Origin of the sequence: Halobellus salinus, assembly GCF_014646875.1 — an archaeon.
Taxonomy (GTDB): domain Archaea; phylum Halobacteriota; class Halobacteria; order Halobacteriales; family Haloferacaceae; genus Haloquadratum; species Haloquadratum salinum.
On the sequence record NZ_BMOC01000001.1, the window covers coordinates 196,342 to 210,385 of the forward strand.

General features: G+C 59.6%; 12 protein-coding genes. 4 read left to right on the forward strand and 8 right to left on the reverse strand.

What is annotated here, in order from left to right; genetic code table 11:
- Positions 1-16 precede the first annotated feature (16 nt).
- The 8 genes from IEX72_RS01010 to IEX72_RS01045 all read right to left on the reverse strand — a co-directional run bounded on the left by IEX72_RS01010 (position 17) and on the right by IEX72_RS01045 (position 7,893).
- The gene (locus tag IEX72_RS01010; protein WP_188785525.1) at positions 17-496 is read right to left on the reverse strand and encodes a winged helix-turn-helix domain-containing protein; all 480 of its coding nucleotides are present in this window, start codon (positions 494-496) and stop codon (positions 17-19) included.
- Positions 497-574: 78 nt separating this feature from the next.
- On the reverse strand, positions 575-1,507 hold the full coding sequence (locus IEX72_RS01015; protein ID WP_188785526.1) for a hypothetical protein: 933 nt from the start codon (positions 1,505-1,507) through the stop codon (positions 575-577).
- A gap of 50 nt (positions 1,508-1,557) precedes the next feature.
- Positions 1,558-2,319, reverse strand: a complete 762-nt coding sequence (locus tag IEX72_RS01020) for a 3'-5' exonuclease family protein (protein ID WP_188785527.1) — start codon at positions 2,317-2,319, stop codon at positions 1,558-1,560.
- The gene (locus IEX72_RS01025; RefSeq protein WP_229663690.1) at positions 2,316-3,434 is read right to left on the reverse strand and encodes a hypothetical protein; all 1,119 of its coding nucleotides are present in this window, start codon (positions 3,432-3,434) and stop codon (positions 2,316-2,318) included. The genes IEX72_RS01020 and IEX72_RS01025 overlap by 4 nt, the downstream gene beginning before the upstream one ends.
- Before the next feature lie 313 nt (positions 3,435-3,747).
- Complete coding sequence (locus IEX72_RS15415; protein WP_326838250.1) at positions 3,748-4,809, reverse strand: hypothetical protein; 1,062 nt, start codon at positions 4,807-4,809, stop codon at positions 3,748-3,750.
- Positions 4,806-5,780, reverse strand: a complete 975-nt coding sequence (locus IEX72_RS01035; protein WP_188785528.1) for a hypothetical protein — start codon at positions 5,778-5,780, stop codon at positions 4,806-4,808. Before IEX72_RS01035 ends, IEX72_RS15415 begins: the two co-directional genes overlap by 4 nt.
- On the reverse strand, positions 5,777-6,004 hold the full coding sequence (locus tag IEX72_RS01040) for a hypothetical protein (protein WP_188785529.1): 228 nt from the start codon (positions 6,002-6,004) through the stop codon (positions 5,777-5,779). The genes IEX72_RS01035 and IEX72_RS01040 overlap by 4 nt, the downstream gene beginning before the upstream one ends.
- 752 nt (positions 6,005-6,756) lie before the next feature.
- Positions 6,757-7,893, reverse strand: coding sequence for a glycosyltransferase family 4 protein (locus IEX72_RS01045; protein ID WP_188785714.1), 1,137 nt, complete (start codon positions 7,891-7,893; stop codon positions 6,757-6,759).
- A 216-nt stretch (positions 7,894-8,109) separates the two neighbouring features.
- On the opposite strand from IEX72_RS01045, the gene IEX72_RS01050 reads away from it, so the two are divergent.
- The 4 genes from IEX72_RS01050 to IEX72_RS01065 are packed head-to-tail and all read left to right on the forward strand — an operon-like array spanning position 8,110 to position 13,907.
- Complete coding sequence (locus IEX72_RS01050) at positions 8,110-9,369, forward strand: sulfatase (RefSeq protein ID WP_188785530.1); 1,260 nt, start codon at positions 8,110-8,112, stop codon at positions 9,367-9,369.
- 1 nt (position 9,370) lies between these two features.
- The gene (locus IEX72_RS01055) at positions 9,371-10,564 is read left to right on the forward strand and encodes a glycosyltransferase family 4 protein (RefSeq protein ID WP_188785531.1); all 1,194 of its coding nucleotides are present in this window, start codon (positions 9,371-9,373) and stop codon (positions 10,562-10,564) included.
- Positions 10,554-11,657, forward strand: coding sequence for a glycosyltransferase family 4 protein (locus IEX72_RS01060; RefSeq protein ID WP_188785532.1), 1,104 nt, complete (start codon positions 10,554-10,556; stop codon positions 11,655-11,657). Before IEX72_RS01055 ends, IEX72_RS01060 begins: the two co-directional genes overlap by 11 nt.
- A 39-nt stretch (positions 11,658-11,696) precedes the next feature.
- On the forward strand, positions 11,697-13,907 hold the full coding sequence (locus tag IEX72_RS01065; protein WP_188785533.1) for a DUF2206 domain-containing protein: 2,211 nt from the start codon (positions 11,697-11,699) through the stop codon (positions 13,905-13,907).
- Positions 13,908-14,044: the final 137 nt, after the last annotated feature.

Genomic DNA, 14,044 nt, shown 5'->3' on the forward strand with positions numbered 1-14,044 from the left:
TCATCTCTATTCGATGTCACTGGTCTTCGTCCGCAGTCCCCGAGTCTGTGTCCGTGTCGGTTCCAGTCACCCAGTCAGCAGGTGCTGGTTCCGACCCGGATGTGTCGTGCTCGGCTTCCGTGTCGCGGGTGATCTCCGTTTTTGCACCCGTACCGGTCTGTTCGACGTCGTCCGGTCCAAGGCCAGAATTCGGGTACCGGGTAAACATCTCGTCGAGTTGAACAAGGCTTCGTGCGAACCGGCGCACGTCGTCCCGGTGATCGAACCCGTGGTACAGCCCATCGCTGGTTTTCCCGATCAGCCCGTCGTCGTGCAGACGGGACAGCGTGGTCGAGATCGTGCCGCGCGGCAAGTCGAGCGCGTCTCGAATCTCTGACGGTGTATAGGCGAGATTCGTCTCCCGATACAAGAGTTTGATAATGGCGGCTTTGTTCGTCCCAGGGCGAATGTCGATCCCGTCATCAGGGTTGTGTTCACGGAGATCGATTGGCGCCATTTGTATGTATTTGTATGCGTCTGTAACCGCATAAACTGTGCGATTGCCACGACTTGTGATCGACGCACAGTCTGTCTTTTACCGCGGCGGCAGGTTCGTGGGCGACCGTCGCTCACACGTCGATGTCGGCGGAATCGGACCGACACGCTCAACGTCGTCAGCAGCGATGCGTTGCGCGAGCCACGACGAGTCGTCGGTGAGCGGGTACGAGTTGCCATAGTCGACAGGGCGTCCGGGCGGGACGAGCCGGACTTCCCGTCCGTCCCGCGTCGCGTACACGCGATACGCGTCGCCTGCGATCCGTACCCACCCGAAGTCGCACCCGACCTCGGTCTCCGGGACGTGTGCCGCCCCAGCTCGATACCCTAACACGTCTTCAACACGGAACGCATCCACGGATTCGACGGGGACGCGATACTGGTCGAACGTCACCGGGTCCCCGAGGTCAAGCGTGTTCGACGCCGGATCGAACGTCCCGAACGAAACGTCCTCGGCGTCGGTGAGTTCTGGTGCTAACGCAGTTCGCGCCGCGCGCCGCGCATCCGAAGCGCTGTCGAGTATCACCCAGTAGATCGGGTACCCAAACCGGAGCGCCGCCCGGGTCTTCGCACGGTACTGTTGTTCGCTGCTAACGACGAACTCGATCCACGCGCGCGAGTCACGACCCGTAACCAAGCAGTCGGCGACCCAATCAGCCGCCGTGCGTTCGAACTCGTACGGCGCGTGGAACCACGGCGCTTCTCGGCGCTGTTTCCGCTGCTGGAACGCAAGTTTCCCCCACAAGTGAAGTATTGATTCTGCCCCGCCGCCGCGGAACCGCTCCACCCAGTCCGCCACCGGGTCCGCACCGCCCGCCCGGGACGAACCGTCGCCCGCGGTACGCCCCTGGACATCCAGCGGCGCAACCGGCGGAGCACCGCCGCTCGCGTCCCCGGACTCAGGCCCAGGTTCTCGTGGATCGTGTGTCGATGCGTCGTCGCTCGCGTCGTGATCGCTTGGTGCGTCACTCATTGTCGTGAATCGTGTGCTGTCGCGTGTCGTGTGGAGTGCTGGTCACTGGCCTATGCGTCGTGCGCCGCCGTCAACGACTTCACTGCGAAGTCGGATTTGCTACAGTACCGGTGGGCGAGCACGCCGAGCGCCCGCGTCCGCAGGATGTCAGCAACGTTGTGCAGCACGAGTTCACCGAACCGCGCCTCAGCGAACGCCTCAACGGCTTCCGCACTATCAGCGAACGGGTCGAGGTCGCCGACCCGCCCGTTACACAACGTCTCGTACACCCCGTCTAAGTCCCGGCGCGTCACCTGCTCGGCACCCGCGTCGTCGCCGTCAGTGCCTCCTACAGTGTGCGGTTCATCTGCCGTCGCTGCCCCTGACTCGGGTCCACCAGCACCAGTGTCGCTCCCCGCGCGTGTCGTGTTGAACCGGTCCGTCACCACGGGGAGCAAATCAGCGTACGGCACGTCAGTGAACGGCCACGCCGCGTCGTGGGCGGCGTACCGCGTCCGGAGGAACGGGACATCGAACCCGCCGCGCCACGTCTCCCCGTTGAACGCCACGAGCAGGACGTCCCGGTCCGCGAGCCGCTCCGCCACGAACCCCGTCATCGCATCGAACAACTCAGCTTCGGAGTCGTGGGCGGACACGTGCACGGGCTGTGTCGCCGCCTCCCTGACCTGTTTCTCGACCGGGTCCGCCGGACGCCCCCCGGTCTGGTAGAACACACGCGCCCCCAGTTCCAACGCGAACCCCGCAACCGTCACCTCGTCACCCACGGTGAACCCCGTCGTCTCGATATCGAACGCCACCACGTCCAACGTCACGACCCATCACCCCGCTCGTCCACGCCGCCAGCACCGACCAGGACGCGTCGCCGGGGCTCGTCGGCGTCACGGTCCCCGTCCGCATCCTCGGCTTCTTGGGCCTCTCTCGCCGTGTCGCTGGCGACCGGTTCAGCTTCACGCGCCGCACGCGACTCGTCGTCCCGCCGCGCGTACTGCGGCACCGCTTCCGGCGGGCGCACCCGGAGTTCCCCGAACCCGAACCGGGAATGCGTCCCGATCCGGCAAATCCCGTTCCGCGCCGTTTCCACGACACGCTCGGCATCCCCGGCGAACCCGACGCGTTGCCCGTGATCCAACACGCGCACACTGTACGCTTCCCCGCCGTGTGCGAGTCGCGTCACTCGACTCCGCATCCCCGTCGCCTGCGCGTAATTCCCCGGCGCCGCATCGAACTCAGAGACGTTCCACCACCACGGCACCGATTGCGGCTCCGCACCCGGGAACTTCGACTCCGTCACATACGGCGTCACCAACTCGACCCGGCACGGGTCCTCGCCCTCCGCCGCGTCCTGTAACCGATCGAACGACAGGTCATCAAGCGCGACAACGTTCGTGTCCGCTACTGTGAGTTCACCGAACCCGTAATTCCGCGCCGCCCCGACCTGGATCCCGTCCAGCGTGTCAGTGTCGAGCGGGAGCACATCGGGGTGGTCAGCGTGCACGTAGCAGTGCACGTACCACTGCACCGACCGTTGCCGATTCCTAGTTTCAGGTGGGCGCGCGAACCGCGTTTCCGACGCCGCCGCCACCCGGCCCCCGAACTCTTGGAGGTCCTGTGTGTTGTGCGCGTCCCTGGGTCTGGAATCGAGCAGCCATGGGTGTGTCGGGTTCCGCAGCAGGAACCAATCCGCGTACGATTCGACCTCGGGAAGCGAACCGGACAGTTTCCCGAGCGACCCCTCGTCAGGGTGCGTGTCAGGGTATTCCGCCCATTCGCCGGGCAGGAACACGCCGTGACTCACGTGTAGTGCTTGTCGGGTCGCATCATCCACGCGGCGTGCGAGCGCGTTGTACAGCGCGTGCCCGGGGACATAGTACGCGTGGCCCATATAGGGCGCCTTCAGTTCGAACAGCACCTGTTGCAGTCGCGTCACCGCCCCGCACCTCCCAGCCGCCCGTGTCGCCGCCGCGTCGCGTTTCCGATGCTTGTCTGTGCGAGTCGATTCGTCGATCGTCGAGTCCGTTGTTCCTGGTCCATCCTTCGTATTCGTATTCGTGTTCGTGTTCATCGCCCGCGCCGTCCGGCTCCGAGCAGTCCCGTCGCTCCTCATCGCGCGATTCACTGCCAACGACCGACCCGCGCGGCGTGCCGTCACTCACGCCGCGCGCGAATCGGTGCGACCGTCCGCAACGAACCCCACTACAAGGGCCGCGTCACGAGCCTTCCCGTGGCACCGATCGTCGCTGTCAGTCGCCGTGCCGGGCCGAGCCTCGCACCCAGCCGGGGGACAGCCGGGACGATGGGCGCTGCCCAACTAGGCGGTGCGTGGTGGCGCACCGCCCTGCACCGTCGAGCGTCGCCGGGGACGCGCCCGCAGCCCCAATCTGCGGGCCCGGCCCGCCGGACACGCCGACGCCCACCCGGAACGACACAGGACGCGTCGCCGCCCAACCGTTCGTCACCTCCCACCCGGGCGAACCGCCGCCATCCACCTCCTCGTCTACGTCGTCGTCACCTTGGGTGGCGGTGCTTGCGTCCGTTGTCGGCGTGTACGCCGCCGTGTACTCCTCGATGTACTGCAGCCCCGTGGACCACGCCGTGATCCGCCGCAACTGCGCATCCACCACGCGCCATTCTCGAGTCCCAGTGTCGAACGGGCACTCCGGGAGTTGCGCCCACACGGCACCGAACGATCTCGCTGGTTCAGAGCCGAGCCGCGCCGCCGGACCAGACGGATCGCCAGTGATTCGAAGCGAGCACTGCGGTGTAGCGAGGACCGTCCGGTGCGGCGTGACCGCTCGATCCGGAGTTGCTTCCACGTACAACTCGTCGAACGCGAACCCCGCCCGGTAATTATCGAGCAACGCGGCAGCGAGGAGCGTATGGTATTTTAGTGACGTGTACGGGTAGTACACCGACTCGTTGAACCGCGCCGCAAACTCTGACGAGAGCCACCGCTCGTGGAGTTGTTCTGGGTCCGTCGGTGTCACGAGTTCTTGGAGCGCCGCATCAGCATCGGTACGTGTAGGGTCGCGTTGCGGGTCGCCCGTCAGGAGTGACAGTCGCCGCGGTGAGGCGTGTGCGTCCACCGTTTGCTCCGGTTCTCCACGTGGGCGGCTGAGAAGCGCCGCGTCCCGATCCGCACCCAGTGGAACCGGTTCGTTCACCCGAACGCCCGCCACCTCCTCAGCAGCGTGCTCGTGCGCTCGTCCACGCAGCTTGTGCGTGTCGTGCCGGTACACCGCCACCATCGGGGGTGCGTCCGTTTCGGCCTCCGGGGTTGCGTCTGGGGTCTGGGCGTCGCTCACGCGTCATCACCGCCCGTGCCGTCGATCGTATCTGTGTCAGGGATCCCAGCGTCGCAGTCCGGGTCCCGGGCGGCGACACGCGCGTGGAACGCATCCACGAACGCCGGGCGGACCTCGTCGGTCCACTGTTCGTCCTTCTCGTCCATCGCCCGCGTCGCCGACTGTGACCGGTTGAACACACGGCGGACTTCTCCCTCCGTGTACAGCGGGTTGATCACCCACACGTCCGCGTCGCCAGCGCCGAAGTTTCGCGCGCCACCGACCTGGAACGCAAACTCCGCGGAGTGGGTGTTCAAGAACTGGACGGCTTCAACGAGCAGCCCGACGAACTCCGGTTTCACCTCTCGAAGCGTGAGTTTCCACGTCCCCTCCACGTTCCCAAGGACATCTCTGTCGGTTTGGCGGAGTGGTTTCCCGCCATCCTCGTCGTTCCGCGAGCGCACCTGCGTAGAGAGTTGTCGGTAGTGCGCTTCCGCCTCGCCAGCGAGGACGTCCACGTTTCTCCTGATCGGCGAGAACGTGACTGGGCGGCGCAGGAGTTTCCCCGGATTATCACCGAACCCGCCGAACAGATCGTAGACGGTGCAACCATCCTCGTGGGCTTCCGTACACGTCCCTTTCTCGTGATAGCCCGACTCCAAGTCCCGGTCGTACACGTTCGCCCGGCGGAAGTCCGCATTCGGTTCTCCCGGGTGGCACGCGGTGGTGTCGAGATCCTGGAGGACCGCTTCACAGCCGTGCCGCAACCACCCTGACAGGGTGAACGGCGAGATTTGGCCTTCGATCTGATTCATCGGATCGTCCGCCTCGTAGTTGTCCGCCGACGCGTGATGCCGATCTGTGACGACGCCGTCGCCCGGTGCGAGCAAATCGATTTCCAGTCCGACGTACACGTCCGGGAGCAGTAGCTTCTCGTCGGTCGGGGTCGTGAAGTCCGCGGGGAGGCTCGACGCGTCGAAGTCGAGAGTCATCGCGTCGCCTCCGCGTACGCGAACGCTGGCGCGTCTTCGAATGTGGTCTGGGCTATCGGGCAGTCCGTCACGTCAGCTGGGGTGACGCCCGGGAGGTTGAACGCGATTTCCGTATCGGGTGGCGAGGTCGATTCCAGTCTCGGCGCGAGCAGTACCGGGTACTCACGTTGCAGCGTGTGGTCGATACAGTGGCCGACACGGCCCGCAACAATGTACTCGCTCACGCCCAGCGACGCGAGTGAGTCAAGATCTAAAGGGTGGTCCGCACAGCGTGTTTGGCCCGCCAGCCACACCGCGTGCGGACAGCGGCGAAACACGTACACAAACACGCGCTCGCCGCCGTGTAGTTGTTTCCCGCACCGCTGGCAAACCGCGGCCCCTGCCCCGAGCGCAATTCTTTGCAACTGGTTTATGTCTTCAATTAACTCGTTGTCGGTATTTTCTTGACCTGGTAGCTTGTATGTTGTCATGGGTTGTCTCACGTCTGTGGGAAACCCAGCCAGGGTGTCTCCAGCACCCGGGCATTTCTGATCGCCAGTGCGCCCCGAAGCGGCTGGGCTTCACGTCCATTATTAGAACTCCGACTGGTAAATACCTTTCGGAGTACTCATAATGGAATCGCAACATAGATCGTTAGGACTAATCACAACGGGATTGAATCAAAGAATGATGCCCGACCGGGATGAGGAGACCGGCCAATATACTGGAGAATACTCTACCGAGGAGTTCCTTGATGCTATTCGTAACGAAGATGGGCCAGTTGGTACAGGTGATATCGCGGCTCGGGTTGGCTGCGCTCACGACACTGCTTACAAACGGCTACGAGAAATGTCTGACAGAGGTTTAGTTTCATCACGAAAAGTAGGAAACACTCTCCTATGGATGGAAGAACCGCAAGATTAGCGATTTAGACTGTAGCGGAACTGTTTTCTGTGTGATTTTATCTGGCCCCGGCCCTGTAAATGCGAATAGATCACTACGATCCGTCTATGGCACGCTGATAAGCTTGTTCAGCCTGATCGGCGACAGTATCCCAGTCGTACTGCTGGGCACGTTTCGATGGGCTCTGCGCAGGTTGTGCTCCATTAAGCGTGCGTCCGAGTATATTACTGAGACTATCTACGTTGGGCTTGACGAGAAAGCCAGCGTCACCGATCACTTCGTCTGCCGCTGAGTCGGGGTGATCAGCTGCTATAACGGTACAGTTGGCGGCCAACGCTTCGGCAAAGGTGAGTCCGAACCCTTCGCGCGTGGATGGGGAGGCGAACACGTCGGCGGCGCGCATCTGGCCGAGGACGTCTTCGTAGTCGTCAAGGAAGCCGAGAAAGTCGACGCGGTCAGAGTGGGTGAGCGCGTCACGTTGGGCTTCGAGTCGAGATTTCTGGGGACCGTCACCGATAACGCCGAGCGTGGCGTCGTGACTGCCAGCAACTTTGTCGAACGCATCCAAGAGCAGGTCGACGTTCTTGTGTTCGATGAGTCGCCCCGCAAACAGTACATCGTAGCTTGTCTCTGGACGGGGTGCGGTTTGGATCTGATCCACATCGATACCGTTCGGAACGATCGTGATGTCGTCTCGCTCGGGACCGATTGTGGCAAGTCGATCGGCTGTATTCCCAGAGACAGCAATCGGGTGTTGGGGTGTTCGCGCAGTCAAGCGCTCCGTGAATTTGCCGAACGGGGCGAGGTAGCCGAGATACTCTTCCCAGTAGTCGCCCCAGATCTCGTGCCACGTCGTGACGAGCGGAATATCGGTGCCAAGACTTGCGAGCTTCGTAGTCAGGACAGGAAAGTACGGGAACACACTGACGACGACGACATCGTGTTCGTTTGCTCGCAGGTGACGGCGAAGCGGTGGAATCGATCGCGCCGCGAAATCCAACGCTTCTGTGATGGAGCGCCGATCGTCACTATAGAGCTCCGTTTCTGAAGCGACTGCTCGGAGGGTCATTCCTTCGTGGGTGGTTTCTTTGGGACCGTCCCAGAAATGCCGCCCGTAGACAGTGATATCGTGGCCGTTGGCGGCGAGGCGAGTGCCGATCTCGTGGATGCGCTTTTCCGCACCGCCTTTCACGAATGGAAAAACCACGTTACTCACGAACGCCACACGCATCATCTCGTTTATGAATATCCAGCAGTAATACTATTTCGTTCTGAGTTTTGAAACAGGCCGTGGTTGTATATCCCCTCAAATATCTGGAATTTAGTGAGAGAGTGTGGCTGCGCTCTTCGTATCGGGTGCCTCATCATCGGATTGATGGACGGAAACGCGATAAGCAACGTGTGAGCGAAACACTATTATCACTGTAGGAAATCCTACTCGAGTAAGATGAGTAGTGAGTGGCGTAATGTGATTCTTCTTTCTGCGGATGCGCTCCGTGCAGACCACCTCTCCTGTTACGGATACTCTCGGAAGACGTCGCCTATCCTTGATGAACTCGCAGAAGAAAGCCTGCAGTTTATGAATGCCTACAGTGCGAGTTCGCACACGCGAGAGGCGGTACCAGCACTGTTGACGGGTGAGTATCCGGATGTCGCTGTTGATTCGGGGTACAATTTAGCTGCCGAAACTGTTGCTTCGATACTCTCAGACGAAGGGTACGCGACCGCAGGTTTTCATTCGAATCCGTTCGTCTCTCGTGCGTACGGTTTCGATCAGGGTTTCGATCACTTTGACGACGACTTACATTTGGGCCAGCACAAGCTGATCGCGTTGGCACAACGAGCGGTCGATAAACTTCGGAATCGGCACTACGCGCGGGCTGAGGAGATCAACGAGCGATCGTTGGTGTGGGTTGATTCGTTGGATGAAGATGAGCCGTTCTTCCTGTGGAATCACTATATGGACACCCACGGGCCGTACGAGCCGCTCGGGGAGTACGCTACGCTGTATTCCGACACTAGACTGTCGGGACGGGACGCCCAGTCGCTGTATCAGCGTGCAATCGATGAGCCGGGGTCGATCACCGAGTCGGAGCGGCAGTTCTTAGTAGATATGTACGACGGGGAGATCCGATATAACGACGCGAAGATTGGGGAATTCCTAGATGCGCTCCGGAAACGTGAATTGTTAGAAGAGTCGCTGCTGATCGTGACAGCTGATCACGGTGACGCGTTCGGCGAGCACGGGTACTACGAACATCCGCGGTATTTGTACGACGAGCTCACGCACGTGCCTCTGCTCGTGCGGCCGCCCGGTGGAGCAAGCGAGGTCGTGGACGCGCCCACGAGTACGCTGGACGTCGCGGCCACGATCGAGGACGCAGTCCGGGAGAACCGTTCTGATGGAACGTCGCTGTTCGACGTGTCGGACGACAGGCGGGTATTCTCGCAGACACGCGGCGAAGACGAGCACAGTCACATTCGAAGATATGCGGTACGGACCTCGGAGGGATGCTGTTTCTGTGAACGAGACACGGAGTTGGGAGGGATCGAATTCGTCGAGCCGTCGGACCGGTCGCTTCGTACCGAGCTGGAAGCGCACATCGAAGCGCGGGTGCGCGTCGAGAACGGTGATGCGAACGTCGGTGACGGGAAGATCAACGAGGAGATCGAACGACGGTTGAGTGCGCTGGGGTACACGGAGTAGTATGGCGGACTCCCTGCGCGTCTGTCTCATCTCGAAGCAGTTTCCTCCGGGCGTCGGCGGTGCGGAGACGTACGCGTACGAACTAGCGAATGGGCTCGCCGAGCGGGGACACGACGTCGACGTGTTCACGCAGTGGATCGACAGTCCTGACGAGGAAGCGGACGTCCACGAGAACGTGACGGTGAAACGGATCTGCAAAGGCAGGCGGAAGCTCGTCACGTTCGAGACCCTGTGGTTCAGCTATAGGGCGCGATGCGAGATTGACTTCGACGACTACGACATCATTCACGGGACGATGATGCCTGCCTCGACGATCGCGGTGACGCCGTTCAACGACGTGGAGCCGCCGGTCGTGCTGACGAGCCACGGGACGTCGATCGGGGAGGCACGGGCGGTCGCGCTGGAGACGCCCGCGGACTATTTACTGAAGTACTTCTTCCATCCGATGAACGTCGCGATGGACTACGTGGCGAGCCGGGACGCGGATCGGGTGATCGCTATTAGTGACCACGCCTACGAGCAGTTGACGACGTGGTACGGGCTTCGTGAGGACGAGGTGGAGATGATCCCGCACGGCGTCGATACGGAGTGGTTCTATCCGCGCGAGGAGCGGCACCCAGCCGTCGACGAGGAAAAAACGACGCTGTTGTACGTGGGTCGGTTGGGTGCGCGGAAAGGGTTGGATCTGGCGCTGCGGGCGTTGGCTCGCGTCGATGACGAGGACGTGGAGTTCCTGATCGCGGGGACCGGACGGCACGAGGAGACGCTGCGAGAGTTGGCGCGGGAGTTGGAGATCGCGGATCAGGTGCGGTTTCTGGGGTACGTCGGGGACGAGGAACTGCCGGTGCTGTACTCGTCGGCGGACGTGTTCGTGTTGCCGTCGCGGTACGAGGGGTTCGGGCTCGTGTTGTTGGAAGCGATGGCGTGTGGGACGCCCGTGATCGGGACGGATGCGGGGGGGATTCCGACGGCTATTCAGGATGGAGAGGATGGGTACGTAGTATCCCGAGACGAGGTGCCGATCGCCGAGAAACTGAAAGAGATGATTCGAGACGAAAAGGAGACGCAGCAGATAAAAAACAGCGCACGTGCGAAATCGCGCTCGTGGGGCCAGGCAGTCCAGCGGACCATAGAAGTATACGGAAACCACCTGAAGGAAACTGTACAGGCAGAGGTTGTGGCAGATGGGTGCTGACTACAACTCTATCAGTGACTTCGTTGGCTCGCTACAGGACGACGTGAGACGAATCGCGATTTGTGGAACGTCCTATAACGACATCGGTGGCGTCGCACGGGTGATCGAACAACAGGCCTCGGAGTTGCGGGACGACGGATACGACGTGGAAATATTCGCACTGGAAGGTACACGGGAACCTCCAGAAGGAGTCCTATTGCACTCACTTGGACGCTTCGAGACCAGTCCGTATAAGGAGGTCGACAAACTGATCACGCTGGCTAGTCCGAGCGCTCTCAGATTTATCCAGTCGGCCAATAGGTTTGATTTGATTATCGCCCATCGGTTTCCGTTCTCGACGCTGGGGCACGCGGCCAAAGTGATTCACGGCGTTCCCTACGTCTACTGGTCGCATCCGTCCGGGTCATCGGACGAACTCTTCGAGGGGCTCGCTCACGTCTGGGCGCGTGTCCAACATCACCTGGAAACCAAGAACTACGCCGTTCGAAGGGCCGATTGCATCTGTGCGGTGAGTGAGGAGTCTGGAGAGTATATCGAAACGAAAACCGGACGCGAGGCAACCGTTGTTCCGAACACGATCACCGAGTCACGGTTTGAGGACGTTGCGACCGAAGAGACCATCAACGAACGCTTCGTCCTCACACCCGAAGATACCGTCGTCCTTCACGTTGGGCGGATTTCGCCCCGTAAGAACATTCACAGACTGGTAGACATATTCCAAGAGGCGACAGACGGGGAGACAGGGTATAAACTCCTCCTCGTCGGTGAGGAGAGTATGCCCGAGTACTCCGAGCGCGTCCGAAGGCGAGCGGGGGATGATGTCGTATTGACGGGATTCGTCAACGATGAGACGCTCGCGGGAATTTACAACCGGAGCGACGTCTACGCCACGTGCTCACTCTCGGAAGGTTGGGGGCTTCCACTTTCCGAAGCGAGCTACTTTGACTTAGAGATCGTCGCTTTCGAGTCGATTCCGGCAGTACAATCACTTAGGAACGCGCATCACGTCACCGAAGAGGATTACGACGAGTTCAGAGAGCACCTAATACACGCACTTGGCGCAGTACCTATGCTTAGTGAGGACGATGAGTAACAAACGAGGAGATCTACTCCCTGACGGAGACCCACACTAATGGCAACTACTCAGGTGACTCGGACGGAGTTGTTCCGAAGTGCTGTACTATCAGCCATCGCTCCGAACACTCACGAGTCGATTCGTTTCTCGGGGTTTATCACGATGCTCTATGCGGTGAGTGTCTTTTTCCCGGACAATCTACCAATGACGGCGATTCAAACTGTCCTCGGATTCGTTCTATTGACATTCATACCCGGGTTGCTGATTTTACGCGTTATACGGAAGCGTTTCCGTCCGATAGACGTGCTATATGCAGTGACGCTGAGTCTCACGTTTTCAATGTTCGTCGCCTGGGTAACAAACGCGGTATACGTGCAGTCTCAGATCATCTCAAAGCCGTTTATCGGAACTACTCTCCCTTGGACCTACGTCGGCGTAATCGGTGCACTCACTGTTTCAGTATGGAATTTGACCCGAGACCAGACGCCTGCTGATGAGATACGTCGTGTATTCACCTACATCGGCGAATACAACGGCAAAGTCATCGTATTACTGCTTACCCTCCCTATTCTCGGCGTTGCCGGTGCGTTGTTCATCAACCGCGTCAGTGAGAACGGTATCGCGCTCTTCGTCCTCGCTACATGTGCTGTTCTCCCGCTTTCCGTACTCCATTTCGACGAGAAGCGACGATATCTCGGACTAGCGATACTGGCGATTTCGTTCGCCCTCGTGTTGCAGCGTGCTCTCTTAGCGACGCATCTCGCCTTCGGCGACGGTATGGCGGAATATGGTGTTGCTCAGAGAATTCTCAACAATGGCTATTGGATCCCGACAGGAACGAAGGGAGCGATGGTTCGAGTGGGACCGATGCAAGCAGCGTATCAACTGATAATGGATATTCCGCTTCTGTGGGTATTCAAAACGGCTCATCCGTTCGTGTTCGCGTTCACGCCCGTGATCGGCTATCTGCTCGCAACTCGATATTTCTCGAAAGAGGTCGCGTTCCTCGGCAGCGCGCTGTACGTTTTCCTCCCGGAGACATATCGGCTACTCCCGCGGAACACGCGGACCGGTGCCGCGGTCTTCTTCACAGCCGTTCTCGTTGCTGTCATACTTGATGCGGGTATCGAGAAGCGATATCGAAATTTCCTCGCACTCGCCTTCTTCTGGGCGTTAATCACGTCTCACTACGGCATCGGTCCTCTGGTGTTGCTGTTGATCATCCCAGCATACCTCTGCTATTATGTACTCAGACGTTTGGGAGAGAGGTCCCAACCAATGGCTGGTTTCGTAAGTCTCACACTCTATGTTGTGTTGACCTACGGGTGGTACGCCTACGTAACTAGCGACACATTCGATTTCGTCGCTGGCGTCCTCATTGGTCGGGCACTCAATTTCCTCGAACCGACGAGCAACACCGCCGCGACGAACGCCCTCTCCTTCGGGATGCCATCGCTCTCGTTCGAGGTATTCTTCTACTCGCACCTGATCATCGCCGCTTTCACGTGCCTCGGCGTCGGTATCGTCGCGCTCGTCTACCTACTACGATTGCTTTCGGTAGAGCACCCGCTCATCACTTGGTTGTCTGAATTCGTTGGGATGGATGCTCACGGTGCAACACGAAGTGGCGCGTATTTGAGTATGATGCTCGGGTTTGCACTGCTCTTTCCGCTGTCGTTCGGTCCCAACATCTTGAGCTCGGCGCGTACGTTCGGACTTCTGATGGTGTTTATGGGTCCATTTGCCATTCTCGCAATGTGTCTTCCCAAGCTTCTCCGAGGAAGGTTTGTCCCGGCAAGCGTATTCCTCGTTATTATTATGTTGGTTTCTTCGGGGTTCGTCGCTGCGACTGTGACCCACGACGCGTCACGGGTACCGAACTTCGACAGAGATCGAATCGTTCAATCCGGCGATCGGCTGGAACAGTTCGCACTATATCGGGTGTATACGCCTGAAAGCGGTATCTTCGCGTCTTCGTTTATTGCAAAGCATATCCCGGACGAGAGTATGGTATATAAAAGTCGGTTAGGGACGTACCAGACGCAACCTAGATCGTCCGATGGAACCGGCCCCATCATTCGTGATATACAGCAGCCGACTGATCTCAATAAAGGATATACGTATATTGCTCAGGTAGATATGACGAGTGGATCAATAACAACCGGGTTCTATGGGTTCATCTATTACGAATATTTTGAACTGCCGGAGTTCACAAATAAGGACTTGGTATATACAAATGGTCGCGCAAAAATATACGATGGGAACTAACCACAATAATCATAAGGAATTGTCGGGTTTCTGTAATATATGAAGGAATCAGCTACATAGAGTAACCGTACGTGTTTACTCCGAGACCGATTCCGCCAGTCTCTCGTAGGGGCGGCCCGACTGGTGTCGTAGATTGA